Raw genomic sequence first — 25,000 nt, 5'->3', positions numbered from 1 at the left:
CTACTAGTTGGTAAGGTAACGGAAATAGAGGAAGAATCTACTATAACGCAAGAATCTTTCTACAGAACATGGAAACTTGGCTTATCAATGTTCTGTCCTCCGTCTTCTGTCATCTGAAGCGGCAACGATGTGTAGGGTGCGAAGCAGTCGCAGCGCTTGCGAATAACGGTTTATGTTAAGAGAAAAGAGTCGCTGAGACCGTAGCGAAAGCGGAGCCCGGAGCAGCGTGACCCGGAACGAAGTGGAGGGGGCCGCCCGCGCAGCTACTGTCTTCAGTCCTCTGACCTCTGCTACCCGCCTTTTGCCATCAGATATTTTTCCATAAATTCGGTAATATCTTTGATGTTCCGATTGATCATCTTACGCAACTCGGGAGGAATATTCTGGGACTTTATCACGCGATAATAGTTTAAGGCGTTCTTAAGCATCTTTCTTCTGGCGAATTCCTGGGCCTTTATCAGCATGGGTTTATACTTATAATATGAGTATTCCATAATACTGTAATTTTTAGAAAGCTTAAACGAATGAGGTATTTTATCGAAATCGTACGTTAGAGTCAGAAAGGGGGCGTCGTCCACTTCGGGCGGCTTGAGTTCCAAGATCCCGTGGATCATTTTAGGCTCTTCTTCTCCGCCTCCGCCAGATTCCGGACGGTCCTCGTCCAAAGGCTCCAATCCGCCTTCTAAGACTTCTATTTCCGGGGACTCTTCATTCTGCTGCGCGGCTGCAGGCGCTAAAGAAGGGATTTCGGGCTGAGACTCCTCTCCCCGTCTTTCATCCACGGGATTCGGGAGATCTATTTTCGGAAGCTCTACGGGGCCGGTCTCGATTCTGGCTTCGCCCGAAGGCGAAGGAGCGGCTTCCAACTGAACCGGTGCGTTAGACGGTATATCCCCATGAATCGTTTTATCTTCCGGGTCCGGCAGACGGATCGGAACCAATTCTACCTGCGGTATCGCAGGCATAGCATAAGGAGGGAGTTGGTCCGATAGCGGAACCTGGGGTTGAGGCCATTCCTCAGCCGAAGGTTCATATTCTTCCTCCGCCCGTTCCCGCTCCTGTTTCTTTTCCTCCGCCTTCTTCTTTAAATATTCGTCACGTAACGCGAATAGATCTTCCTGCCTGCGGTCGTCGCCCGCTCTCCGATCTCGTCTAGCCGCATTATCTCCCCGGCGTTCCGCAAGAGATCGTCTATCCTCTCCCGTTCTGCGATCTACAAGAGGGAGGTCCTTAAACTTATCCCACTCATCGGTAAAGAAAGTATCCTCCGGTAAATCCAATTCGTTCGGATCCAGGTGGTCCGATCCGGGAGGTGGAGGTTTGGGCGGAGCTTGGGGTTGCTGCCCTTGAGGAGGTGCGGGAGCGCCTGTCGTCGGCATACTCGGCCCGGGAGGTCCAGGTATGCCCCCTTGAGAATAGTTTACGGGAGCTCCCGGAGGCGGAGGGGGGACGGCTCCTGAAGAAGGAGCGTAGGAAACAACCGTATACGAAACCGGTCCGGGAGGCAGTTCGGCAGGAAGCTTGGGAGCTTCTCCCGGAGAGGGCGATTGAATCTGAATCGGTTGATTAAATCCTTGTGATAAAGTATTTCCTAATGCTTGACTGATCTCCTTGATCGCGCGAACAAGATCTCCCATCGGAATCGGCTGCCCGCTATAGTTCGGATCATCGGGTGTATACGTTTCCTCCTCTTCAGGCGCCTGAATATGATTCTCGATAGCCTGAATATTTTCGCCGATCTTTTCGTTAATATCCTGATCCGGAATCCTCGCGTTCGTCCGCTTTAGAATTTCTAAAGCGCCGTGAAAATTCTCCTTATCGATAAGCGCTTCCGAATGCAATAACGGTCTGCGATGGTGGGCATAACGGGAATTGTTCCGAATGATATCGTCGGTGCCATGAGGAATATCTAATTTTTTCTTCCTCTTGCGTAAGTTCGGATGCGACGGTTGCTCACCTTCGGCGGGAGTCGGCCCTTCCCATTCTTGCTTTCCTTGGGATGGAGCTTGCTCCCCGGGTGAAGAAGCCCCAGGAGGTCCTGGGGAAGTCGGAGGAGGAGCGCCGGGTTCCCCTACATTGACTAATTTTCCGCGATCCGCCGAAGGAGTTCCTTGCGAACCTCCGCCTCCGGAAGCGGGAACTCCTCCCGAACCACCGCTAGCACCGCCCCCACCCGCCCGGGATTTATTCGGATCCCGAAATAGGGTGTATGCTCCCGCTCCTGCCGAGAGCAAGCCGAGAAGTAAAAGTAAGGCGGTTGTCATAGAAAGTGTTCTTCCTATCTAGTTTCGACAATGAATTGCTTCGTTCTTAATCAAAGGTCGTATAGTTTTTACGATTGACACCATGAATGTTAAGTAATATGTTGACAATTATGAAATCAACGGTTCGGGAAAACCTGAGTTTCGGTTCGAGCCCTGACAACCCGGATGGTCTTCAACTCAAGATCACCTTTGATGAGGACACTAAAACCGCTTACGGCGATTATACTGTCCCAGAAAAGTTTCAAGGTTCCCCGGATGTCATTCATCCCGGAATCATAGCTACCATATTGGACGAAATTATGGCCAAGATTAACGAGGCCATGAATTTTAAAACGACGACCGGCGAACTAACGATCCGCTTTCTTCAGCCGGCGCAAATAAATCAACCTCTGCATCTACGCGGTTGGTTTGTAAAGAAGAACAAGAAGGTAATCGAAAACAGGGCCGAAATCGAGAATGAAATCGGCAAGATTGTTGCCCGAGGCAAGGGCAAGTATATCGAACTCGATTCCTGATCTTCTAGGACTCATATGACCCGCCGACGTGGTGGAATTGGTAGACGCACTGGATTCAAAATCCAGCGAGGGCAACCTCGTGTCGGTTCGACTCCGACCGTCGGCAGGGTTATTTTCCCCTCTTCTAAACTCTTTTAAAAACCTATCGCCGCCCTCACGCAGAAAGCCTTTTCGGGAGCCAAGTATATTATTTTTCCTTAATTTACTATTCAAGATAGATCGCAAAAAATCCTTATTTTCCGGAGAATTTTATTCTATCCAAAGCTTCGTAAAAGCCGTCCTTTTCGATCGTTTCTATCGCTTCCAAAATTAAATCCATTTCGCCACGCGACATTCCTTGAAATAATTCCTCTCCCCTGGCAAGAATCCCTGCGCCTAAAAGAATGCCCGAGACTTCCTCCTGAGAATAAAGCTTGGGTTTGGCTTTCATCGTTCGAACGACCGCGTCCATCAGATCCCTAATTTTCGATAATAGTTCGCGATTCGATAGAGTGCGGAACAATTTTACGATATCGTTTCTAAAAGCGTCCGCGTCGTGAGGAGAAACGGAAGCCAAAACATGATCGAATACTTCCGGCTTTTCCAGATCCGCGCCCTGATCCAATAATTCTTTCGCCTTTGCAAACATCAGATCTTCGAACTTATGCGCCGTTACGTACGTATGAAGAGCCGCAAAACCGGCCTGGAAGGCCGACTTTAAATGTCTTCCCAATTTAAATACGGCGGTTCCCAAGGAACCCAATACTCCGAAAACTTTGGACGGAGAATGAACGAAACCGGCGAGGGAAGAAAACGCTCCATCCAACCGTTTTCTTCCCTCCAACTCAGGGTACAAAAGTTCTAAAAAATACTTAACAAGTAATTCGACTCTTGTGGAAGAAATACCGCTAAAACGAGGATATCGCTTAATATTATCCGTTGAGTAACGACGACGCAGAGAGGACCTGTACGCTCGAATCAATTTCGGAAATTCGGGGTCATTCAAAAGGGAGCCCATTGGGGGTAATGATCGACTCAGTCGCGCATTTTGAAAATCTTTTTAAGTTTTAGGAATTAATCCTTGGACAAAGAAGGTGTAATTAATGCGAGGGATTTACCTTTAGCGAAGTTTGCACATTCCTTCGGACTTTTCGACGGAAAGATCGTCGAACCACTTTGTCGTCAATTTTCAGCCGCAGAGAAGCCGCTCTTAAATAAGTTCAAGGTCGGATCTTCGTATTAGTCCTTGACTAAGTTTGATAAACGAAAAGGCTTTTCTGATGAAGATCAAAATCTTCTTACTGCTACTCTTATTACTCACCTACCCTGCACATACCGCATCCGCGAAAGAAAAGAAGCAAATCGGGAAAAGCTGGTTTCTGAGCGCGTCGGACGCTCTTTCCCTGGAAAGGCAGGGTGCGATCGTCGTAGATGCGAGGGAAGGGTTTAAATTTACGTCTTATTCCGGAAGCATTCCTTTAGTATGGAAGGAAATTTCCAGAAAAGACCCGCCTCGACGCGGTTATTTATTAACCGAATCCGAAGCGATCGAAATTCTAAATGGAAAGGGGCTTCGAAAGGGAAATATCATCCTCGTATTCGCCGATCCGACTTCCGGTTGGGGAGAGGAAGGAAGAATCGTTTGGTCCTTTCGTACTTTAGGCTTTTTGCATGCTTATATCATAGACGGAGGAATTCAGGCTCTTAGAAAAGCCCGCGAGTCCAAGCATCTTAGCGATTCGAAAATAGAAACTTTTACCGCGAATCCGGCTGGACCGCCGGTCGATTTGGCGGTCGACTCAGGCTTCGTAAAATCGCATTTATCGGATAAGAAATTCATATTCCTGGATTCCAGGGAAGAACGCGAGTTTGCGGGCGCCACCCCGTACGGAGAATCGCGGGGAGGACATTTACCGGGAGCTCGCTCATTATATTATAAAAATCTATTAAACTCGGACGGATATCTTCTCTCCGAATCCGAACTCAGAAGGAAGTTCTCTTCGGTCGGAATCGAATCGGAAAAGACCGTCGTATCCTATTGCACCGGAGGAATTCGATCGGCTTGGCTCGTAGCCGTGTTGGTTTCTCTCGGATACGAAGCTAAGAACTATGCCGGGTCCATGCGGGAATGGTCGTCTTTAGATCCTAATAAATTCCCCCTGGTCAAGGGTCCGAATTAGATATCGATGACGAAATTTAAGGGAAGTGTAATATTCTTATGTTTAACGGTCTTTGTCGGACTTCTCTTATACATTATCTACTTCGGGAATCGGAAAGTATCGGTAGAAGTCGCTTTAGGAAATCATCCTTGGACAAAACCGATTCCTTATCTTCCGCCTTTGGAAGGTGTCGGCGAAGTCCGTGCCGAAAATTGCGGGATGTGCCATACCGAAATATATCGGGAATGGAAGACTTCCACTCACGCAAACGCTTTCAACGACCTACAATTTCAATCGGAACTTTCCAAATCGACTTCCCCGCGTTGGCTCTGCCTCAACTGCCATATTCCGGTATCAAATCAACGGGAAACTATCGTGAATTTTCTATCGAATGGTGATTATCGCCGTCCGATAGAAGAAGCAAACCCGAATTTCGATATAAAGATGAAATCGGAGGGCGTCACATGCGCTACTTGTCATGTCCGGTTGGATGAGCAAGGGAAGTCTTACGTACTCGGCGCTACCGGGGGAACAAAACCGCCTCATCCGGTTCGTATAGAAAGCGAACTTCTCAAAGATCGGTGTCTAGATTGCCATAATGCATCTTATATGTTGGACGACCAACTTGTCTGCGCATTCAATACCGGAAACGAATCCAAAGATCCGGGGAATTCCTACGGTCAGGTAACTTGCGGGTCTTGTCATATGCCTGAAATCGGGAGAAAATTCGTGAAACCGGATTTAATAAGTCCGAAACGAATTTCGCACAAGCATGGATTTGTAGGCGGAGGAGTCCCGAAACGATTCGAATTATACGACTCTCAAGTAGCCAACGGATACGAAACCGGGTTAAAATTTAGTCGCCTAAAGTTAAGCGTACGGGAGAATAAGATCGAAACCATGTTAGAATTCTCTAATTCTCTGTCTTCTCATTATATTCCTTCCGGAGACCCTGAACGATTTTTGAAATTAATAATCTCCGTTAAAAATGATTCCGGAATCGAGACACAACGAAAGGAAACGAGGATCGGTCAGGAATGGGAGTGGTACCCTAAAGCAATGCTGATATCCGACAACCGCATGCGGCCCGGCGAAACCCGAATTTGGTCCGAGACTTTACAATCCGAGAAAGCGGGGATAGTGACTTTAGAAATTTTTCATGTAAGGTTAAAGGAATCTAATGCGGAGCCTATGCGAACGGCCGCGGACAAAACCGCCAAGGAATACTCCGATAAAATCCGTAATATCGAAGAATTTTATCCTTTCTCAACCCTTATCCATAAGGAAGAAGCGGATCTAAGGACCGGAAAGAGCCGCATCTTCTCTAAGAAAGAACTCTTTAAAATTTCCGCAGGGAGAAAAGGAGAGTGAGCAAGCAACAGATCCGACATCATCTTTGGAAGAAGACGTATTTTATTATTCCCGCATTAAACGAAGAAGAAAGCCTACCTGCGGTATTGGTCGAACTAAAGAATCTCGGAATCGAACCTTCCCACATACTGGTGATCGACAACGGTTCCATAGACAGGACGGCTCGCGTGGCAACTGAACAAGAAGTTATCGTATTAAGAGAACCGAATAAAGGTTACGGAATTGCCTGTTTAACCGGAGTTTCCTTCCTGAAAAATTTGAATGAACCTCCCGAGTTTTTGGTCTTCGTGGACGGAGACGGATCGGATGATTTAGGCGATTTATTTTCCCTATTTCAACCTTTCGTAATGGACCCTTGGACGGATTTCGTATTAGGCACCAGAACTCAAGGCGGCGCGGAAGACGGATCACTGTCTTTTTTGCAAAAATTCGGCAATGCCTTATCCTGTTTTCTACTCAAAGTCTTTTACGGAGTGAAATTCACCGATCTAGGTCCGTTCAGAGTTTTACGATGGAATTCGTTTCTATCTTTGGGACAGAAAGACAAGACATGGGGATGGAACCTGGAAATGCAAATCAAGGCCGTTCGAAAAGGGTTTCAAATCGCGGAGGTTCCCGTACGCTACGAACGTAGAAAAGGAGGCAAATCGAAAATCAGCGGGACTCTGATCGGAAGCGTACGCGCAGGAACAAAAATTCTCTGGATATTTTTTTATTTAACGTTTTTAACCGGCGAAAATCGCTCCAAGGAATCGAAGATTATTCGACTTCCTAAAACTGTCCGTAAAATTCCGACCAAGCGAGGCTCAACCAAAGTTCTTTAACAGCTCGGGAATTCGTTCGGGGGGAATCGGTCTGGAATAATAATATCCTTGTCCTATATCGCAGCCGGCATCTTTCATCAGTTTTTCAACTTCGGGAGTTTCTATCCCTTCTGCCACTACGGTCATTCCAAGTTTATGGCCAAGATCGATCGAAGCTTGGCAAATAAACAAAGACTCCCTATCCTGCGGTGAATCCATTACGAAAGACTTATCGATTTTCAACTCGGTAAACGGGAATCTATGCAATTGTTTTAATGAAGAATAACCCGTTCCGAAGTCGTCGATGGATAAACCTATCCCTCGAATCCTAAGGCGAGTTAAGATATCCTGCGTGAATCGAATGTTTTCCAAAAAGCTTGTCTCGGTCACTTCCATCTGGAAATTACTTTGTGATATTCCACTTTCTTTAACCTTTGCGTAAATTCTTTCCGGAAAATCCAAATCCGTCAACGTTACCGGAGAGACGTTAACCGCCATTCTCAACTCTTTACCCATAGACTTCCATTTGGAGCATTCCGCCAATGCGGTATCTATTATCTTGTCGGTCATTAAGTTTAGGATTTTTGCTTCCTTTTCCATGTTCGGCAGAAACGAATCCGGATAAAGTAACCCGAGCTCCGGATGACTCCAACGAACGAGGGACTCGAAACCTTCCACTTTACCGGTCTTTAGGTAGATTTTAGGTTGATAATGCAGTATAAATTGATTGGACTGTAGCGCATGATAGAGTTCCTCCGATTTAAAGGAAAACCTGGAATTTCCTATAATAGATTTTTTCGAGCGCGGAAGTTTATCAGATTTTCCGAATAAATCCTGGAGCAAAGATCTCATATCGGCTATGCGAATCGGTTTTTCCATAACCGAATGTATTCTCAATCCATATTCACCCGCCAATGTTTGAGCGCTATGTAAAGTTCGACGGTCGGCCCCCGAAATTAAAACGACATCCGGATCCACTTCTTTTTCGGACAAAGCCCGAATTACGTCCACACCGTCCATTCCGGGGATCATCAAATCGAGGATAATACAATCGAATGAATCGTCGAGCTTAGTAAGAAAATCCGGAGCATCATAAGTAAGCGATACGGTAAAACCGCAGTCTTCCGCGATTTCACCTAAAATTTTCGTTATCTCTTCTTCGTCGTCTAAGATCAGAAGTTTTTTAGCTTTGAGATTATTCATGGAAGTATGGCCCCCTCATCAGCTGGAACCGAATGATCGGGGCTAAGTATCGGTAAGAAAATAAGAAAACTCGTTCCGTGACCGGGAACTGAAATCACTTTAACAAATCCTTTTGATTGTTTTACAAAACCGTAAACCATTGACAAGCCTAATCCGGTTCCTTTTCCGGCGCCTTTAGTCGAAAAAAAAGGCTCGAATATCCGCGCCTTTACGGTTTCATCCATCCCGATCCCGGAATCCGTTACCGTAACTAAACAGTAATCGGCTTGCTCCAATCCGGATATTCGAACCCCTTCCGAAGCGGCATTCTTTAATAATCCCGAAGAAATTCGAATCGTTCCCCCGTCCGGCATGGCATCCCGAGCGTTGATCGTTAGGTTCAAAAGGGCGTTTTCCAATCCGCTTTTTTCGATCTCGCAAATCAAAGACTCGTTCGATATTTCCAATTCGACGCCGACTTTATCGGTCTGTATCTTTTCGAGAATCGGCGAAAAATCGCAAAGCAGTCGATTCACGTCGGCGATTTCCGGATTGATGGGCTGTTTTCTCGAAAAGGACAATAGCCTTCGGTTTACTTCGACCCCACGTTGTACGGCATCTTGAGCGGACGTTACGCGCTTTAACAAATCCGGCGACTCTTTTAATTTAAGCTCGAGAAGATCAAGATTCGCAAGTATGACGTTTAATAAATTATTAAAATCATGGGCAAGCCCGCCCGCAAGCTGTCCGACGGCTTCCATTTTTTGCGATTGCATCAACCGCTCTTCGGTTTGTTTTCTTTCAGTCACGTCCCGATGAATGGAAATCCAATGCGTATATCGCCCGGTAGAGTCGTTGATCGGAAACATATCCAGTTCGGTCCAAAACTCCGTCCCATCTTTTCGATAATTCAATGTTTCTTCTCGAATCTGTTTCCATTGAGACATGGACTCTTCTATCTTTGATTGGATTTTTAGATCGGATTTCGATCCACGCAATATTTTGGGAGTCTTACCGATTACCTCTCCCCTAGTGTAACCGGTAATTTTTTCAAACGCTTCGTTTACATACACGATCTTGGGACCGGGATCGACGATCGGTTCCGACTCGGTGATTAGAAAGATATCCGTGGACTTTTCAATCGCAATTTGCAGCAATCTTAGGTTTTCTTCGGAGCGTTTTTTTTCGGTAACATCCTGAACTGTGCCGATTATGAAGGTGGGTTCTCCCTTTGAACTACGTATCAACTCGGCCCTTTCCACTACGGAGCGAATTTCTCCGTCGGGTCTTACGATTCTATGATCGATTTCCGTTACGGTTCCGTATTCGAGTAATTCCTCCCCGAATTTCCGGACTCTTGCCTCATCGTCCGGATGAACGAACGAAAAGAATCCATTCACAGATATTCGAATTTCATCCTTGGAGATTCCGAATATCGAATAGACTTCTTCCGACCAAGTGATTTTATTTTCGATTACGTTCCATTCCCAACTGCCAAGATTAGCGATTTTTAAAGCGCTTTTCAGCATATTTCTGCCGGAGCGTAATTCATGTTCCACGTTTTTTTTGTGAAGGATGGATCCAAGCATCACGGAAAGTAGCTCCAAGGATCTCTCGATTCCTCTTTCAAACCAATCGCGTCTTTCCGAAAAGACGTTGATGATTCCAACGGGTTCGTCCGCAAAGAAAAGCGGGATCGCAACCCCACTACCGATTCTACCGTTTAGAGAGTAATCCTCTCCGACTTTGCCGGAATGCGAACTCAATTTGCCATGAAACAATATTCTTTTATTGCCGATCGCTTGACCCGAAAAACCCCATCCGGTCCGAATTCGAAGTCCTTTCGGATAAACTAACCTACCGTAATTCCCTTTATAAACGAACTCCTGCCCTTCCTTTTTACCTACCGAAACGCCGTCGCATTCCACAAAATGCCCGATCTTTTCGGCAATAAAATCCGGCAGTTCCTCCGCATCCAACTCTGTCGTAGCTATTTCTATGTTCAGTCGAATAATTTCTTTGAGCTTGAGAGAATCTTCCGCAAAGATATTCCCGAACTCTTTTTTTTCCAGACAGGCTCGAATTGATTCGTTCAAAAAGGACGGATTGATATTGGTTTTATCGATGTAATAGGAAGCGTCCGCCTCGAAAGACCGTAACTTAGCATCGGGATCTAATCCTTTATTAATGACGATAAACGGCGTTGATGCATTAGATATTTTATGTTCCTCTATCAGATTGAGATTGTTAGGAAAAATGGAATGATAGTCGACTATAAGAAGATCATAATTTAAGGATTTTATCTGTCCTATTGCCGCTTCGGTCGAAACGGTTTGAACTGAAAAAATTTCATCCTGCTCGGATTGAGCCAGTAAATCATGAAGTGCAGGAACTCCCGCTTCTTCGTTTTCGATTAATAGAATCAATTTACGCATCAAGCTTAGGCTCATATTTTAGACCGCACTCAAATCGGAGGTTAACGCGAATGATACAAAGATATCTATCGGATTCGACGTTTTTCGTTCAATCATTCTCGACTCTCCGTTGAACCCGAACAGGTTATCAAAATATTACATATTACGCATAATGAATAATTCAAAATCGAGGAAAAAAAACAGCGTTCTTCAATTATGCATGTCCGCTTCTTTAAACCGGACATCCTATCCACAAGGCTAACAATTCACATTTTCGGCTTCATTATACGACGAAAAAATACCGAAAAAAAACGAAACCTAAGGTTCCCGCGCATCTTTTCCGTTCTTGGATACGATTGTTATTCTTAAAATACCGCTTCTAACCCGAAAGTATAGCATGAACTTTTAAAATACCCTTTCTTCTTTACGAAAGATTCATTTATTAGTTCTTTAGATTTAGTGGGATGACCGGAAAGATATTTCAGGATAAATAATCATTTTGAACGTTATATCGGAAATTGCGCGAACGAGTCGTTATTTCGAATAGATCTTATCCTGAATGATTTTTGCCCATTCTTTCGCTTTCGAATGGGAAGACTCGTAACCGAGTTCGTACAATCGTAAATATTCATTCCAATCGAAAGTTGAAAAATCCCGAGCAGGAAGTTCAACGAAGATGTCCGAGGATTCCCTGGTCTTTTTCAGGGAATTTCGGCTGGAAATCAGCATCGAGCGCATAAAGATCTCTCCAATATGCGGAAAATCCAACCTTTGTTCCCGAGGCAATAAATTGTTCACAATGAGTTTCCAGGCGGAAGGAGCTGCACCCGGAAAACGTCCCTCCACTAGCGAACCGTAAGCCTGATCTTTTGCAGGCTGAGAACCCGTTCCCAAATCTACCGATATCAATATATCCGCCCCTTTTTCCCTTAATAAGAGTCCGGGGAGATTATCCCATAAACCTCCATCCACATAGAGCGATCCCTCGTCGTAAAACGGAGGAAAAATACCCGGAATAGAGGTGCTAGCCCGTATCGCCTTCCAGAGTTCCCCTTGATCGAAGATTTTCGGTTCGGACTTCGTTAAATTACAAGCAACGGCTAAGAAAGGAATCCATAACGTTTCGATCTTTCTATCGCCGAAAAAATCCTTAATCGCTTTCGAATAACGCGAACCATTTAAGAGCGAAACGAAAGGAATCGTATAGTCCCTTGTTAACTTGGAATCGATCCAAACTTCCTTTATTAAACGAAGTATTTCCGGAAAATCGTATCCCATGGCAAATAAGCCGGCCATAATCGAACCGGCGCTCGTTCCGCCGATAAGATCCACCGGAATTCCTTGATCGCGAATACTATGCAAAAAACCTAAATGTGCAAAACCTTTCGCACCGCCGCCGGCCAACGCAATCCCGACCGCTTTTCCTTCCATACGCCTGGCGACGCGATCAAATTCCCCAGCCTTATTTTTCCTTACTATATGCCTTTGGCCGGGAAGTTTTTTGAATAAGTCCTCGAAAACGTGCCAACTGGAATAACCGTCCTCGACATAAAAGACCGTTTCGCGTAGAGTCTCGTGAAGTCCTCCTCCCTGAAGCACCTTCCAAGCATGACGGCCTTCCTCCAAAAGACTTCCCGGTTCGACCAGGATAAGAATCCGATCCGCTTGCCTAAGACAGGCTTCTACCCAAAGCGAATCTTCGTGTTCGACTTCGAAAAAGATCTTATCATATTCCCTTTCGAGTCCGTTAAACCACGAAAGGATTTCGGAAATTCCGAAATTTTCTCCGCGATTTTTTTTCGATCTTTGTTGCTGAATGAATTTTTCGAATTTATCCTTACTCACAGTGAGCGAACTGCCGAAGGGTTTTAAACTTTTGGATAATTCCTTAGAAAATTCCCTGAGAGGAAAACCTTTAGTGAGCGGAACAAGTGCGATCGTATGGACTTTTCGCCCGACCTTTATCCCTCCTCGATTTTTCTCGTTCAGACGTCGCGCAATCGTTTCGGTTATGTGAAATAAACCTTCCGGAGATCGGGATATGAATTTTCGAAAGCCGTCCCGGGATATTCGAATAACTTGTCCGGAGCGGAGAGCATAAACCGAAGCGGATCTAGGCTCTCCGGTCAACAACGACATCTCTCCGATGATATCCCCTTTTCCGAATTCTCCTTCGCTGATTCTTTTACCGTTCCCATCCTCCGTCACAAATCGGAAACGCCCGGAAACGATTATATATAAAGAATTTCCCGGATCTCCCTGACGAATCAGCCTCTCTCCTCCGGGAACATACAACCATTCCAAATGGGATTGCAGTTTGGATACTTTGTTACGATCGAAATGAAATAGTATTTCAAGGCTGGAAAGAAAATCCAAAATTTCCTTTTGGCTAGGGCGAACGATCGCTAAGCGAAAGAACCGCCGACTTATTATCCGACTAGCGAGTAGCCCCAGCCGATGAGGAAATTTTTTTTCCAGACGATTCCACTCCTGTCTCGCTATTGCCGCTACTATAGAATCGGTTTTTGTACGAACACCTAAAACACCCTCTTCCCAATGGAAAAAGCTCGCTTCCCCGAGATAAGCGCCCGGGCCGATTTCTCTTGTAGAAGAAGAGTCGCGTAAGGAGAATTCCTCGCACACTCCTTCGATAACGAAATATAGTTTTAAAGAATTCTTGCGCGGATCTACGACCGCTTTTCCGGAAGGAATTTTCAGAATCTCAAACGCGGAGGCAAAAGCGCGCAATTCCGACTCTGTCCAATCCGGAAATAATTCAGGATTGGCTTGAAAAACGGAGGCGAACCAATTTGGGGGCGTTTTAATTTTCTTTATGGGCACGGATATCAACACTTGGAACGATGTATTTACTATAAATCGATACTAGCGCCCGGATTACTCACCCCTTCGCAGAAAGAATTAAAATACATAGAATCGATTTCAAATGAACGAACAGATGATCTCGGAGCGAATACTAATAAGTTCACAAAATCGGACAGAAGAAAGCAAATTTACCGATTAAAAAGGAATCGGATTCGAAAATATTTCTCCCGCTGTCAACATGCAGGACGGGCATTTTAAAAAAAATCATCATGATCCGTAATTCGAAAAAGCGGTCTAGCGTCGGGCTTTTTGCCTTTTCCCGAACAAAAAAGAGGCTTCCAGTGATAAATTATCCTGCGAATTTATTTTTAACTCGGACTCGATATGGACTCCTCAAAAGCGACCTGAAGCCCGACTCCGAGTCTCGGACCCGCCCGTTTCCGTCGATTCGGAACTAAAGAAGCCCACTCCGTAGCGAATATTCCGAGGCGGAAAAAGCTATGCTAAATTGTTAGGGATCAAATCGATCGGCAAAATTCGAGGGCCCATTAGAAAACCGCCAAATTCGGATAATGCTTACTGTTTGACGAAAAGAATCCGCAAAAAATTCAACATAAAATTAATATTCAAGTATCATTAATTCATAAAAATTCCTGCTTTTAACCGGCCGAAATTTATTGAATTATGCATTATTCATGTTTTATTTTCGATATTCTAGTAGTTCTTTATACTATAATACTAGCTTTTAAAGCATTTCTAATAAAGAATTTGGAATTATCGACATGAGCTCAACTGCAGAACTCCTCAAAATCGTGACCGTCGGTCTTGATTTACCGTATTTAAACCTTTTTTCGAAAGACAGTTTCAAAAAAGGTGATAGACCCTACTACGATCCGGAAGCCGAGCATTTATTGATAGTTGCCAGCGACTTTTCGAATCTCGAAGGATTGAAGGCGGGCAAAATTCCCTATATCGCAAATACGGAGGGGCTGGATAGGAAAGTTAAGGAAAACATTTTAAATCTAGTAAAAGACCGCTTAATCGCAGTGGTCCCTAGAATCAGCTTCAATACGGATTCCAGAGAGTTGGGACAGACTGTTCATATAATCGCTCTTGATCGTGCCAGTCGTTTCGATCCGCTTTCTATCAAAACTCTCTTTATAGAGATAATGAGACGATCCGCGTGGGCGATTCGTAACTATGAAATTCTCAGGCAAACCGAAAGGGAGGTCAAGCTTCCGATTCTATTCCAAAGTTTCGCGGAAAATAAGCCTCCCACGGAAGGCGGGAAGGTCGAAGACGCTTTGGATTCCTGCTTACGGAAGGTTCACGAGATGGGGCTTTGTAGTCCGTTGATGCTCAGAGATTCGAAGATCATCATAAGAAATCTAATCTATGAGGACGGATTTTTAGCTCTCACAAAGAATGCGGGTTACGTATACATTCCGGAGCAAAACGTCGATGAAGCTTATCAAATAATAGCGGAACTGTATTCCAGCAAAGCTATCAGAACCATCGTCGATCTCAACCCTCAGGTAGCTTTAGAGTTAGTTTCCTTTCGTGAGGAAGTATTGCAGGAAGAAACTAGATTGAGTTCCGGTAATCTTTCCTCCATATACAAGAAAATATACGCCGCAGAATTTCCTAAGTTGGAGGGAATGCTTCCGAAAGACACTCCTATAAATGATTTCTTCCGAGTAGGTGCATTCGTCACAAAAAAATCCCTGGCTTACGAAGAATACGAAAGTGACGCAAACGAAAAGGCGAATATTACCAAAATAAAATCCTTAATAAAGAGCGGGAAGAAACCGCTGGATAAATTTTTAACCTTCTCTCTAGGCGCCGATATTCCGTACGACTCTCCTCTCATCGAGAATGCCGAAGAGGATGACAGTATCCTTAGTTACGTTTATTATGGAGACGAATTTCCGGAACTCTGCATATGTCGCTCGGATGATGCCACTATCAGAGAAGTCATTATAGCTTTATCGGAACGCTATTCGTTCGAAAATCCGACCAGCTATCGCTTCATCTTATTGCTCAATAAATATAAGAAAAAATTGCTTTCGGTTTTATCCGATTCGGATGCTCAGTCGTCGTTTTGCAGCATCGCGTTTTCATGCCTCGCGAAAAATTTCCCTTGGTACGTGAGATTTGCCTATTTTATCGGCTTCCGAGGCGCGATGCTTTCAAGTATATTAAGAGAATTAGGAAACATTCAGCATAAACAATTGAATGAAAGACTTAGATTCACGGAAAGACTGAGCGCCATAAAAACCGACTTGAGACGGGAATTGGTCGAGGAAGTTCGCAATATGATTTATAATAACGAACAGTATCCCGAAGGAATCTAGACGCCGAATCAATGTTCGGCGAGGTTCCATTTTCTTGTCTTAAAAAAAGAAGCGTATCGATTTTCGATATCCTCGAACTAACGTATCGTTTCGGCGCGGGAAGAAAGTTCGAATTGAATTTCCTTTGGACTGTTCGATTCCGTCGTTGATCCGAATCTCCCTTCGGCTTCGGGAATCCATCGATTTTCCGGCGCAGGTTCCATACCGGAACCTAAAAAGTCCTAAACATGCCATATTCTCCGTCTCCCTCATTTCGTTTTTTCTATCGAAAAAAAACTGCGAGACCCGAAAAGACTTGCTAAAAAACATTATATATCCATATGGTTATATAAACTATGATTAATTCAGTAAGCGTATCCGACCGGCTCAATGTCACATTTGCGGCTCTCGCCGATCCTACCAGAAGAGCCATTCTGACTCGGTTAGCCTCGGGGGATACTACGGTCATGGACCTGGCAAAGCCGTTCGCAATGAGCCAGCCCGCAATTTCCAAGCATTTAAAAGTTTTGGAACAGGCAGGCTTAATTTCAAGAGGTCGAGACGCTCAGAGACGACCTCGGAGGATACAGGCTCAGCCGTTAGCGGAAGCTTGTCAATGGCTGGAAAATTACCGAAAGTTTTGGGAGGTTAGTTTTGATCGACTCGATACATTATTGGAAGAGCTAAACTCATATCGCACGGAAAAAGAAAACGAATAGGAACTTAAAATAGATTCTGGAGATAAAAATGAAGAATACGGGAAATTTGAAGATAACGGCAAAGGGTGAATTAGAAATCGTGATAACCCGCGAATTCAACGCCTCAGCCCATTTAGTTTTTGGTGCGTTTACGAAACCCGACCTAGTAAAACGTTGGCTCACCGGCCCTCCGGGATGGACTTTAGAAATCTGTGAAATAGATCTGAAGGTAGGCGGCAAATACCGTTACGTTTGGCAAAACGAAGACGGAACATCCATGGGAATGGCGGGAATTTATCGTGAAGTACAATCCCCACATAAAATCATTCATACCGAAAAATTCGACGAAGCCTGGTATCCCGGGGAATCGGTCATAACTACCCTATTAACCGAGAACTCAGGAAAGACCATCCTAACCTCCACGATGCTCTATATTTCAACCGAAGCGCGTGACGCCGTGATTCATTCCCCGATGGAAAAAGGTCTCGCTCCGAGCTATGATAGACTAGACGAAATTTTGGAATCCGCGAAGGGACAGACGGCAGCCAGATGACAAGTCAATCGGAAAAAAAGAATGCATCTTCCCGATCGATTTTGCAAAACGGAGGGTCGATATTCTTAGGATTCGTGGTCGTCTTCGTCCTTTCTCTCGGTACGGATGAAATATTACATATTCTAGATGTATATCCTCCCTGGGGGTTACCGATGCACGATCCGAGTTTAAATGCACTGGCACTTTCGTATCGAATCGTCTACACGATTCTGGGAAGTTATATCACCGCCACGTACGCACCCGACAATCCGATGAAACACGCGATCATCTTAGGAGGAATCGGTCTCTTTTTTAGCTCCCTTGGTGCGATAGTCACCATTACGCAATACGATCTAGGCCCGGCTTGGTATCCGATATCGCTTGTGATAACGACTTTGCCCTGCGCCTGGATCGGTGGAGTGATAGAGCGTACGATCCATGCTTAGAGGATGCACAATGCGCATCCTCTGCCGAAAGTTCCGAATAACTGGAATTGTTCTAAATATATTTTTCGATTTATTTACTGAAATTTAATATTTCTTTAGCCGACCGTCGGCTTCTTTTAAGCATTACTTCGATCGGACGAATCATAGATTCCGTAGTTAGGAAAGTCCTTTCCATTTTTGAAAGCATGGATCGACCCGGAACTCTTTCTAAAAAAACGAAAATCGACTTCAAGTTCGATCATTCCGTCTATTGCATGACAAATAATCCAGCCGTGAACGGTCCGAACTACGCCGGAATGCCTTTCAATCTTCGTTTTAGGGGTTTCATAAACTTTAGTAACGATTACTATTTGATTTTTAGGAATCACGTAGCCGGTAATCGTCTCATATTGCCTCAGTATATCCCCGACTTGGAAGGATTTCCAATCGGATGCGAAAATATCTTCGAATGCACGGAGAGTTCGAATATTGATCGCCGTTAGCTCGAGAGCCGATTCAAGTTTCCGGTTCGCAGCCGGAACGCTCTCCGAAAAGAATAAGGAAACGATCTTCTTCCAAAATTTCGAATTAAGATTCTTTTTCATAAATACCTTTCACATTCTTAAAAAAAGAAAGAGCTTTTCGAGTTAATGAAAGCTCGTTTCTCAAATTCGCCGCTTCCCATCGCAAGGACCGCATTTCATCCTTTAAGGAGGCGATTTCCTTCAGTTGTTCCAGCACTTGAGAACGCAACCAATTTATTTGTCGGCTTTGCAATCTTGCTTTGATTAGTAATCTAAAAATGAATATATGATTCTTTAAGATTCTCGAAGTTTTTCTTCCAGTCGTTGAGCTGAAGGTTTTATCCCGAATCGTCAGAATTTTCCGTAAGGCTTGAACCTGGGATACGTTTCCCAGTCTCTCTTCGAAATACTCTACACTATACCATTTCGCAAAATACATAATATTACTATATTAGATCCACTATCCTGATCTTTACTCTTCCAATGTCGAATATCTCCGAATTATAGAAATTAAAATGTCTATAACACTCCCGGTAGCCCCACATTACTTAATAAACACGATTAAAAACATTTTAACATTAATCAAGCTATTGTTTTATCAAAATGCTAAAATAATAGCTTGATCATTCGGTCGAATTGCCCGTGATCCGTATTCGAAAAATTTCCGGGAATAAAGGTCCAGAATAGACAATGCTTCAAACTAGAGGACGGAAACGGTTATCAATGCGGATCGGAAAGAATTACGGTTTCACAATTAACTTTCGCCCGGAGAAAATAGACCTTAAAACGGAATGATTCGGTGCTAAAGACAGGTTCAAGGTTGATCGGAAAAGGTATTTAAATTTTTCGAAAACAGGAATTCAATCTCCGATGGAAAATCGTATCCGAATCGAAGATTTAGGGTTGTACCGATTCTAGCTTAAAAAAAGGTTACTTACTTTCTTAGCATACTTGCTAACATGATCGGAAACGCCTCCTTCCTTACCGTAGTGGACTTCCAAAAGCATTTCTGCCTGCAAAGCGTAGATTTCATTTTGTCTCTTAACTTCGAATTGATCGCAAAGTTCCTTGAAGGCCTTCGGATCCAGCGTATTCAATAGATAGCGATTGACGGATACTATCGCGGAGGATAACCGGGGACTGCGAAGATCGCACTTGAAATCGGCCAATTCGATGTCGAATAACCTGTATTTAGTGATCGGAATCCAAGCAAACCAAAGGAACACGAGTATTCCTAATACCGCCATGAATCTTAAGGAAATTCCGTATAACGGAAGCACTATTACGAAAACGGCGGATACGACTCCGCCAAGCATTACCCCCGTAAATAAATAAATGGAATGCAATCTAACGAAATAATTTCCCTTAAAAATATTACGCGCAAGTACAGCCGCACAGGCAAAGATCGAAATATAAATGTACGCGCAAGCCGCATAATAAAGGGGCCCTGGATGGAAAACTTTCAAACCATCCTTCATTTGATAAGGACCGACTATCCCTTTAAATGCAAACCAAGAAAAGAACAAAATCGTAATAACGTGAAATGCATTGAATAAAGAAGGCGGCCATATTAATGAATGCGGTCTCGTATAATTGAAAATGATATAGGTTAACAATATTGGAATGTAGATAACCGGAATCGGAATTATATTCACAAGGAATGTTTGAACCGATTTCGGGAAAGGAATTTCACTCAAGGTTAAAAGAGCACACCATACGGCCAGTAAGAACGTCAGTAACGAAAAAGAAAAACTGAGTAAATTTCTTTCCGACCATCTGTAAAAGCAGATCGCCGCTAAGGAAAGCAAAATAAAGGTAAAAATAACCAAGCTTGCCTCCATTTCAACTCACCAAAGTCCTCTACGGGCAAACTTTAATCCGTTGAAACTAAGCGAATGATCCGTTTTTAAGCCGCAGAACCGGATTAGAACATTTTCCATTGTTAATTTGCTTGAAATTGCCATATATGTTTTTTCATATATGTATAAATTGTTAAATTTTGACAATTCTTTTATATAAATAATTTATATGTCAAAGACAGCGGGAGAACGAATAAAATTCGTGCGATTACACGGACTAAACAAAGAATTCAATCAAAAAGAATTTGCGGAATTCGTCGAAATAACGCAAGCGATGCTAAGTTTGATCGAATCAAGTAAACAGCCTCTATCCTATTCAATCGCGTTAAAGATCGAAAAAGCGACGGGATATCGAGCCGAATGGCTGATAGACGGAACTAAACCGACAGGGTTGATGAATCGATCTTACGAAATCCGGAACCCGAAAGATCAGGAAGAATTTTTGCGATTAATTTCGAAAACAAGCGCTTCTCGCTACGTTTTACTCTTGCTTTCCGAACTTTCCGATTCCGATCGAGAAGCCGTCTTTTTGCTCATCGAGTCGCTGGCAAAGAAAGAAGGTGATCACAAATTGCGTTCAAAATAATCAATGGTTCGAACCGACTTGGAACGAAACGGGCGATTTATTATTTTGAACCGATAAAAAGGTCGGTTATTTTCTTCGCATACATGCGAACCTGATCCGAAATGCTTCCCTTTTTACCGTACGAGGTCTCCAAAAGCATTTCCGCTTGCAAAGCGTAAACTTCTTCTCTTCGGATATTTTCAAATTGATCGCAGATTTCCTTATATTTGACGGGATTTAACTTATTTAATAGATATCGGTTAATTGATAGGATCGCGGTAGAAATTCTAGGATTTCGAAAATCCTGCTTAAAATCCACAAGTTCTATATTAAAAAGTCTGAAATGAGCGATCGGAATCCAGGTTAGCCATAGAAAAATAAGTAATCCGATGACCGATATCGAGTTCAAAGATATTCCGAGTAACGGTAAGACAACCGTGAGAACCGTGGAGATAAATAAGCCGATTGCAATTCCGGCAAACATGTAAATCGAATGAAGTCGGACAAAATATTCGTCATCGAATATATTCCGTATTATTAAAACTAAGGCGATAAATATGGAGCCGTACAAATAACCGCAATATAGATAATAGTACAGACTACCTCTGTAGACTACTTCTTCGTTTTCCAGCCTAAAGGGAGTCACTTTCCCTTCCCAAGAAAACCAAATAAAAAACCCCAATAACAGAATATGAGCGATAATAGCGATTAAAGGAGGCGAAGAAAGATCATTGGGTCGCGTGTAATTGTGAGTGATATAGGTTACTAGAATCGGAATCGGTAGAGGAAAAACGGTGATAAAATCTATGATTGGAATTCGAATCCGAGCGGGAAACCGAATATCGCAAAGGAATAGAAACAAGCCCCAAAATGCCAGGCACAAAGTTAAAAGTGTGAACGCATAGGATAGAGTATTTTTATTCGAAAATTTATAAAAAATAACTGCTGAAGAAAAAAGTAGGATAAAAGTCAATAGGGCCAATGTCGCCTCCGCATAATCGAATTTTCAAATGGGATTTTTCGTGAAAAAGGTTTTTGATTTTTTTTGAATTCTTGTTAGAAAGCTTCTCCTCTTGTCGGAAGAGTTTTGTAAAATTCATAAAAATATCTTGCATAGAGTCATAGTATCGAACATTCCTGGAGCTGAATTTTGCGAGGCAGTATAAAATATTCGTATTATTAAGGGAACGAAGGACCTTACTATAGCAACCAATCCATGAATCGCCTTGCATTCCGATTCAATCTAACCTTTTTAAAATCTTTCGCATATTTTTTGCAATGCTATTTTGTCTGGTGGACTTTAAATTCGAACCCGAGCATCTTCCAAATTTACGGTCGCACAAGAGAAATAATGGAGCGGAAAAGACCCTAGGAAGACGATCTCGGCTTGCGTAAAGGAATTTTCCCGAAATTGCGGGCAGTGGCCGACTTCGCAAGAGTATTCCGAAAGGGATAAAATTAGATTCGAGCTAGGGAACGTTACTTTTGCTAAGGTAAATTCCTCCATAGAGCGGATTCCACACGATAGACGTTACTCCGCTAAAATCCCCGGCGTTCGAAACGACCGGAGATTTCAATTCCTAACGAACCGCCTCGAAACCGGCGAGGCCATTACCGTAATCCTCGAAGCGCTCGGACTTGCTCTAAACCGCGGAACCGGGAAGGACGGTTCTTCCCCGTTCCGACCAAACCGCTCTTTGAATTCTGACTATTTTAAGAAAATGTAAAACTTTCAATATTTGGAAAGTAAAATCGATCTCGAACCATTTAAAGGCAAAATTAGGAGAATTAGGATGAGCATGATGATTGTTTTGATAGAGCTCACCTAAAATGAGAAAATCGATCGACAGAGTGTTACGCGAATTGTCCGGGTTTTTGGAATGGTTACGATACCCGTAAAGGTGGCCGCACCAATTAACGATGGATCCTTGAATTTTCGCCATAAAGAAATGAATCGGTAAAAGAGCATAAAGCCAGGACGCATTTTCCGGTACAAAATGAATATAGAAAACCGAATATAAGGAAACGAATATGAGTCTTACCCAAATCGACTCCGCATATTTATCTAATGCGGGCATTTCCGGGTAATGTCCTTTAAATTCCTTTTCTACGTCGGTTTTATAATTTCGAATATCATCGTATCCGTTTGCCGTTTTTAAAAGCATATCTATAAAATTCCTGGAAGTGACCGGTGAATGGGGGTCTTTCAAAGTGTCGCTGAATGCATGGTGCTTTCTATGCAGAATCGCGTATGTTCTTGGATTTAAAAACGAGGATCCTTGTACGAGGAACGTTAGAACATAAAAGAATTTTTGCCAGAAAGGACTCAGTATGAACATTTGATGTGCGGAGTAACGATGCTGAAAAAAAGATTGAAGGAAGGTTGAAAGAAACCAATGTCCAATAAAAAAACTCAAGATAATCGGCATGCGGAACTCCTTTCCGATTTATATTCCGAGAATAGAAGACTAAATCTCACCCTATCTGAGCTCTATTTCCGGAAAGTGTTGCAGAAACGGACGATCATTTCGATCTAAAAAGATTGATTGTAATATATGGAACGGTTTCGGATCGACGGATCGATCCACGAAAAGCGCATCGATGATTCAGGAATATGCCAAAGTCTAGCGCGACTCGTTCGAGTAAAAGACTTGCTGACTCCTCGTTTCCTCCTTCAATGGATCGTATGGATGGATCAATGATATACGAAATCACCGTACCGCAATTTACCAAAATGCTGCAAAATCTAAGCCGAATTCTAGATAAAGCGACCCATTTTGCCGAGACCAAAAAAATCGACATCGAAGTCCTGTTAAATGCCCGACTAGCCCCGGATCAGTTCAATCTTATAAGACAGATTCAAATTGCCTGCGACACTGCGAAACTCGCATCTGCCCGTTTGACAGGGAAGCAAGCCCCCGTCCATGAGGACCAAGAAAAAACCCTTCCCGAATTGAAAACTAGAATCGACGAAGTAGTCAAATATCTAGGAACTTTTTCCGCCGGAGAATTTAGCGAAGCCAACAGCAGAAGAATCTCGCAACCTCGTTGGGAAGGAAAATATTTAACCGGATTGGAATACGTTATTCAGCACGCTATTCCGAATATGTATTTTCATGTTACAACCGCATACGATATTCTACGACACAACGGAGTCGATGTGGGCAAAAAGGATTATTTAGGAGAAATGCCGTTTAAGAATTAATCCTTAAAAAGGAATTTCTCCTAAATCGCCCGAGATTTCGAATCGAGGGCGTTCGACCAAAAGATTCCCGAACGATTCAGGGCGAGGTCGATATGACTTAGCTCTTTAGCCGAGGCGTAAAAATTACCGGAAATATTACAAAAATCTATTTTAATATATTCTTTCAATCCGGTTAATAAGAATCAGGGATTCCTATCGGATCTTACGATCGGTAAAACTTGACAATGATTCCTTTAGTGCCATAATTAATACGCGTACGGGGAGGAAGACAATGAAAATCAATGAAGGAATGTTCGATAGATCCGCAAGAACCATCCTAGGATTAGCGCTGGTAGCTTGGGGATTTTGGGCGCATAATTCCTTGGGAATTATTGCGGTCATTGTCGGTCAAATTCCGTTTTTAACGGGCTTGATCGGATGGTGCCCGATCTATCAAGTCCTGGGTTTAAGTAACGACTCTAGACGGAAAAACGCCTAAACTTTAAACTACAAAGTACTTCTCGGAATTTCTATCCGAGGTCAAAGTTCAGGATCTATTCACGATCCGTTTTCCATTCCGCTTGCGTTGCAAAGCTCCAAGAATACGGACGAAATAAAACTCGGAATATGTAAGGACCTACGGATCTGTAGGTCCTCTTTTAACCGAACGACAATCTCTAATATTATAAATGCTTTATTGATCTTTAGAGTTGGATCGAGCCGATCCCGACCTTGAGGAGTATTCTTGTTTACCGATCGCGGACAGGATTGATAATCGGTATACAATTTCCAACAAGGATGAATAATGACAGAAACCATATACGGTCCCCTATCCGCACTGATCGGTCATTGGCAGGGAGATAAAGGATTGGACATTTCTCCACTTCCTGTAGGCCAAGAAGTAAATCCTTATTTTGAATCGATCTCATTCGAACCTATCGGCTTAACTACTAACGCAGAATCGCAAATCCTAGCCGGGTTATATTATAGACAACTTGTAAGTAGAAAATCGGACAGTAAGGTTTTTCACGATCAAACGGGCTATTGGATGTGGGAAGAAAAAACGCGCAACATCTTTCATACTTTCGTGATTCCCCGCGGCGTATGCGTGCTCGCGGGCGGGCAATTTCAAAAATCGGAACAGGAAGCAAGTGCGACCCGACTTCAACTATCGGCAAAAGCGGGCGATGCTGACTGGGGAATCATACAGTCACCGTTTATGCACTCCACCGCCCAAACGCTTTCGTACGAAATTACTTTGACGGTCCGAGGCGAATTCCTTTCCTATTCGCAGTCGACAGTACTGAAAATCTACGACAAAACGTTTACTCATACGGACGATAATACGTTACGTCTGCAAAAATGAAAGG

General features: G+C 43.5%; 23 protein-coding genes and 1 tRNA gene. 13 read left to right on the top strand and 11 right to left on the bottom strand.

All coding sequences use genetic code 11. From position 1 onward, the window contains the following. Positions 1–290: 290 nt before the first annotated feature. The gene (locus tag LEP1GSC047_RS01975) at positions 291–2,264 is read right to left on the bottom strand and encodes a hypothetical protein (protein WP_010412267.1); all 1,974 of its coding nucleotides are present in this window, start codon (positions 2,262–2,264) and stop codon (positions 291–293) included. Positions 2,265–2,374: 110 nt separating this feature from the next. Here LEP1GSC047_RS01975 and LEP1GSC047_RS01970 point away from each other — a divergent pair, with 110 nt between their 5' ends. Together LEP1GSC047_RS01970 and LEP1GSC047_RS01965 are read left to right on the top strand one after the other, a co-directional pair. Continuing rightward, a complete protein-coding gene (locus tag LEP1GSC047_RS01970) occupies positions 2,375–2,779 on the top strand; it encodes a PaaI family thioesterase (RefSeq protein WP_010412271.1) in 405 nt (134 codons plus the stop codon). A 22-nt stretch (positions 2,780–2,801) separates the two neighbouring features. Continuing rightward, positions 2,802–2,885, top strand: a tRNA-Leu gene (locus tag LEP1GSC047_RS01965). A 126-nt stretch (positions 2,886–3,011) separates the two neighbouring features. On the opposite strand, the gene LEP1GSC047_RS01960 is transcribed toward LEP1GSC047_RS01965, so the two are convergent. Further along, a complete protein-coding gene (locus tag LEP1GSC047_RS01960; RefSeq protein ID WP_010412273.1) occupies positions 3,012–3,776 on the bottom strand; it encodes a hypothetical protein in 765 nt (254 codons plus the stop codon). A gap of 262 nt (positions 3,777–4,038) precedes the next feature. On the opposite strand from LEP1GSC047_RS01960, the gene LEP1GSC047_RS01955 reads away from it, so the two are divergent. The 3 genes from LEP1GSC047_RS01955 to LEP1GSC047_RS01945 are packed head-to-tail and all read left to right on the top strand — an operon-like array spanning position 4,039 to position 7,112. Continuing rightward, a complete protein-coding gene (locus LEP1GSC047_RS01955; protein ID WP_010412276.1) occupies positions 4,039–4,938 on the top strand; it encodes a sulfurtransferase in 900 nt (299 codons plus the stop codon). 6 nt (positions 4,939–4,944) lie between these two features. Further along, positions 4,945–6,288 (top strand): multiheme c-type cytochrome, encoded by a 1,344-nt coding sequence (locus LEP1GSC047_RS01950; RefSeq protein ID WP_010412279.1) that lies wholly within the window; start codon positions 4,945–4,947, stop codon positions 6,286–6,288. Beyond that, positions 6,285–7,112 carry a glycosyltransferase family 2 protein gene (locus LEP1GSC047_RS01945; protein ID WP_010412282.1) on the top strand — a complete coding sequence of 276 codons (828 nt, stop codon included), beginning with the start codon at positions 6,285–6,287 and terminating at the stop codon, positions 7,110–7,112. Before LEP1GSC047_RS01950 ends, LEP1GSC047_RS01945 begins: the two co-directional genes overlap by 4 nt. On the opposite strand, the gene LEP1GSC047_RS01940 is transcribed toward LEP1GSC047_RS01945, so the two are convergent. The 3 genes from LEP1GSC047_RS01940 to LEP1GSC047_RS01930 all read right to left on the bottom strand — a co-directional run bounded on the left by LEP1GSC047_RS01940 (position 7,095) and on the right by LEP1GSC047_RS01930 (position 13,528). Next, positions 7,095–8,294 carry an EAL domain-containing response regulator gene (locus LEP1GSC047_RS01940; RefSeq protein WP_010412285.1) on the bottom strand — a complete coding sequence of 400 codons (1,200 nt, stop codon included), beginning with the start codon at positions 8,292–8,294 and terminating at the stop codon, positions 7,095–7,097. The genes LEP1GSC047_RS01945 and LEP1GSC047_RS01940 overlap by 18 nt on opposite strands. Beyond that, entirely contained in the window at positions 8,291–10,723 is a 2,433-nt protein-coding gene (locus LEP1GSC047_RS21995; RefSeq protein WP_020988146.1) for a PAS domain S-box protein, read from the bottom strand. Before LEP1GSC047_RS21995 ends, LEP1GSC047_RS01940 begins: the two co-directional genes overlap by 4 nt. A gap of 498 nt (positions 10,724–11,221) precedes the next feature. Continuing rightward, positions 11,222–13,528, bottom strand: coding sequence for a patatin-like phospholipase family protein (locus LEP1GSC047_RS01930; RefSeq protein WP_020988113.1), 2,307 nt, complete (start codon positions 13,526–13,528; stop codon positions 11,222–11,224). Between the two features lie 764 nt (positions 13,529–14,292). Here LEP1GSC047_RS01930 and LEP1GSC047_RS01920 point away from each other — a divergent pair. The 4 genes from LEP1GSC047_RS01920 (at position 14,293) to LEP1GSC047_RS01900 (ending at position 17,519) form a co-directional block, all read left to right on the top strand. Next, complete coding sequence (locus LEP1GSC047_RS01920; protein WP_010412304.1) at positions 14,293–15,864, top strand: exonuclease; 1,572 nt, start codon at positions 14,293–14,295, stop codon at positions 15,862–15,864. 335 nt (positions 15,865–16,199) lie between these two features. After that, a complete protein-coding gene (locus LEP1GSC047_RS01910) occupies positions 16,200–16,562 on the top strand; it encodes an ArsR/SmtB family transcription factor (RefSeq protein ID WP_010412310.1) in 363 nt (120 codons plus the stop codon). Between the two features lie 28 nt (positions 16,563–16,590). After that, complete coding sequence (locus LEP1GSC047_RS01905) at positions 16,591–17,094, top strand: SRPBCC family protein (RefSeq protein ID WP_010412312.1); 504 nt, start codon at positions 16,591–16,593, stop codon at positions 17,092–17,094. Continuing rightward, positions 17,091–17,519 (top strand): hypothetical protein, encoded by a 429-nt coding sequence (locus LEP1GSC047_RS01900; protein WP_010412316.1) that lies wholly within the window; start codon positions 17,091–17,093, stop codon positions 17,517–17,519. Before LEP1GSC047_RS01905 ends, LEP1GSC047_RS01900 begins: the two co-directional genes overlap by 4 nt. A 116-nt stretch (positions 17,520–17,635) precedes the next feature. Here LEP1GSC047_RS01900 and LEP1GSC047_RS01895 read toward each other — a convergent pair whose 3' ends face one another. The 3 genes from LEP1GSC047_RS01895 to LEP1GSC047_RS01885 form a co-directional block, all read right to left on the bottom strand. Beyond that, positions 17,636–18,103, bottom strand: a complete 468-nt coding sequence (locus LEP1GSC047_RS01895) for a hypothetical protein (RefSeq protein WP_010412319.1) — start codon at positions 18,101–18,103, stop codon at positions 17,636–17,638. Beyond that, on the bottom strand, positions 18,087–18,461 hold the full coding sequence (locus LEP1GSC047_RS01890; RefSeq protein WP_010412322.1) for a hypothetical protein: 375 nt from the start codon (positions 18,459–18,461) through the stop codon (positions 18,087–18,089). Before LEP1GSC047_RS01890 ends, LEP1GSC047_RS01895 begins: the two co-directional genes overlap by 17 nt. A 475-nt stretch (positions 18,462–18,936) precedes the next feature. Then, the gene (locus LEP1GSC047_RS01885) at positions 18,937–19,863 is read right to left on the bottom strand and encodes a histidine kinase N-terminal 7TM domain-containing protein (protein ID WP_010412326.1); all 927 of its coding nucleotides are present in this window, start codon (positions 19,861–19,863) and stop codon (positions 18,937–18,939) included. A 220-nt stretch (positions 19,864–20,083) separates the two neighbouring features. Between LEP1GSC047_RS01885 and LEP1GSC047_RS01880 the strand changes: the two genes are divergently transcribed. Then, positions 20,084–20,467, top strand: a complete 384-nt coding sequence (locus tag LEP1GSC047_RS01880) for a helix-turn-helix domain-containing protein (protein WP_238325505.1) — start codon at positions 20,084–20,086, stop codon at positions 20,465–20,467. Between the two features lie 40 nt (positions 20,468–20,507). Here LEP1GSC047_RS01880 and LEP1GSC047_RS01875 read toward each other — a convergent pair whose 3' ends face one another. Together LEP1GSC047_RS01875 and LEP1GSC047_RS01865 are read right to left on the bottom strand one after the other, a co-directional pair. Further along, a complete protein-coding gene (locus LEP1GSC047_RS01875) occupies positions 20,508–21,428 on the bottom strand; it encodes a histidine kinase N-terminal 7TM domain-containing protein (RefSeq protein WP_039933812.1) in 921 nt (306 codons plus the stop codon). Positions 21,429–22,089: 661 nt separating this feature from the next. Then, positions 22,090–22,875 carry an acyl-CoA desaturase gene (locus LEP1GSC047_RS01865; RefSeq protein ID WP_010412338.1) on the bottom strand — a complete coding sequence of 262 codons (786 nt, stop codon included), beginning with the start codon at positions 22,873–22,875 and terminating at the stop codon, positions 22,090–22,092. A gap of 269 nt (positions 22,876–23,144) precedes the next feature. On the opposite strand from LEP1GSC047_RS01865, the gene LEP1GSC047_RS01860 reads away from it, so the two are divergent. Both LEP1GSC047_RS01860 and LEP1GSC047_RS01855 read left to right on the top strand, forming a co-directional pair. Further along, positions 23,145–23,651 (top strand): DUF1993 domain-containing protein, encoded by a 507-nt coding sequence (locus LEP1GSC047_RS01860; protein WP_010412341.1) that lies wholly within the window; start codon positions 23,145–23,147, stop codon positions 23,649–23,651. Positions 23,652–23,922: 271 nt separating this feature from the next. Further along, complete coding sequence (locus LEP1GSC047_RS01855) at positions 23,923–24,129, top strand: YgaP family membrane protein (RefSeq protein ID WP_010412344.1); 207 nt, start codon at positions 23,923–23,925, stop codon at positions 24,127–24,129. Between the two features lie 59 nt (positions 24,130–24,188). On the opposite strand, the gene LEP1GSC047_RS01850 is transcribed toward LEP1GSC047_RS01855, so the two are convergent. After that, positions 24,189–24,449 carry a hypothetical protein gene (locus LEP1GSC047_RS01850; RefSeq protein ID WP_010412347.1) on the bottom strand — a complete coding sequence of 87 codons (261 nt, stop codon included), beginning with the start codon at positions 24,447–24,449 and terminating at the stop codon, positions 24,189–24,191. Between LEP1GSC047_RS01850 and LEP1GSC047_RS01845 the strand changes: the two genes are divergently transcribed. Beyond that, positions 24,436–24,996: a heme-binding beta-barrel domain-containing protein gene (locus LEP1GSC047_RS01845; RefSeq protein WP_020988107.1), complete on the top strand. Its 561-nt coding sequence runs from the start codon at positions 24,436–24,438 to the stop codon at positions 24,994–24,996. The two genes, LEP1GSC047_RS01850 and LEP1GSC047_RS01845, sit on opposite strands and share 14 nt — an antisense overlap. Positions 24,997–25,000 lie beyond the last annotated feature (4 nt).

Origin of the sequence: Leptospira inadai serovar Lyme str. 10 (assembly GCF_000243675.2) — a bacterium.
Taxonomy (GTDB): Bacteria; Spirochaetota; Leptospiria; order Leptospirales; family Leptospiraceae; genus Leptospira_B; species Leptospira_B inadai.
This window is presented reverse-complemented; position numbering and strand designations above follow the sequence as displayed.

Excerpts from the sequence above, each read along its gene's own strand:
- LEP1GSC047_RS01905 (WP_010412312.1), top strand. The coding sequence starts at position 16,591 with ATGAAGAATACGGGAAATTTGAAGATAACGGCAAAGGGTGAATTAGAA.
- LEP1GSC047_RS01950 (WP_010412279.1), top strand. The coding sequence starts at position 4,945 with ATGACGAAATTTAAGGGAAGTGTAATATTCTTATGTTTAACGGTCTTT.
- LEP1GSC047_RS01970 (WP_010412271.1), top strand. The coding sequence starts at position 2,375 with ATGAAATCAACGGTTCGGGAAAACCTGAGTTTCGGTTCGAGCCCTGAC.
- LEP1GSC047_RS01975 (WP_010412267.1), bottom strand. The coding sequence starts at position 2,264 with ATGACAACCGCCTTACTTTTACTTCTCGGCTTGCTCTCGGCAGGAGCG.
- LEP1GSC047_RS01850 (WP_010412347.1), bottom strand. The coding sequence starts at position 24,449 with ATGGTTTCTGTCATTATTCATCCTTGTTGGAAATTGTATACCGATTAT.
- LEP1GSC047_RS01910 (WP_010412310.1), top strand. The coding sequence starts at position 16,200 with ATGATTAATTCAGTAAGCGTATCCGACCGGCTCAATGTCACATTTGCG.
- LEP1GSC047_RS01955 (WP_010412276.1), top strand. The coding sequence starts at position 4,039 with ATGAAGATCAAAATCTTCTTACTGCTACTCTTATTACTCACCTACCCT.
- LEP1GSC047_RS01895 (WP_010412319.1), bottom strand. The coding sequence starts at position 18,103 with ATGAAAAAGAATCTTAATTCGAAATTTTGGAAGAAGATCGTTTCCTTA.
- LEP1GSC047_RS01900 (WP_010412316.1), top strand. The coding sequence starts at position 17,091 with ATGACAAGTCAATCGGAAAAAAAGAATGCATCTTCCCGATCGATTTTG.
- LEP1GSC047_RS01855 (WP_010412344.1), top strand. The coding sequence starts at position 23,923 with ATGAAAATCAATGAAGGAATGTTCGATAGATCCGCAAGAACCATCCTA.
- LEP1GSC047_RS01960 (WP_010412273.1), bottom strand. The coding sequence starts at position 3,776 with ATGGGCTCCCTTTTGAATGACCCCGAATTTCCGAAATTGATTCGAGCG.
- LEP1GSC047_RS01885 (WP_010412326.1), bottom strand. The coding sequence starts at position 19,863 with ATGGAGGCAAGCTTGGTTATTTTTACCTTTATTTTGCTTTCCTTAGCG.
- LEP1GSC047_RS01890 (WP_010412322.1), bottom strand. The coding sequence starts at position 18,461 with ATGTATTTTGCGAAATGGTATAGTGTAGAGTATTTCGAAGAGAGACTG.
- LEP1GSC047_RS01940 (WP_010412285.1), bottom strand. The coding sequence starts at position 8,294 with ATGAATAATCTCAAAGCTAAAAAACTTCTGATCTTAGACGACGAAGAA.
- LEP1GSC047_RS01845 (WP_020988107.1), top strand. The coding sequence starts at position 24,436 with ATGACAGAAACCATATACGGTCCCCTATCCGCACTGATCGGTCATTGG.
- LEP1GSC047_RS01920 (WP_010412304.1), top strand. The coding sequence starts at position 14,293 with ATGAGCTCAACTGCAGAACTCCTCAAAATCGTGACCGTCGGTCTTGAT.
- LEP1GSC047_RS21995 (WP_020988146.1), bottom strand. The coding sequence starts at position 10,723 with ATGAGCCTAAGCTTGATGCGTAAATTGATTCTATTAATCGAAAACGAA.
- LEP1GSC047_RS01860 (WP_010412341.1), top strand. The coding sequence starts at position 23,145 with ATGATATACGAAATCACCGTACCGCAATTTACCAAAATGCTGCAAAAT.
- LEP1GSC047_RS01865 (WP_010412338.1), bottom strand. The coding sequence starts at position 22,875 with ATGCCGATTATCTTGAGTTTTTTTATTGGACATTGGTTTCTTTCAACC.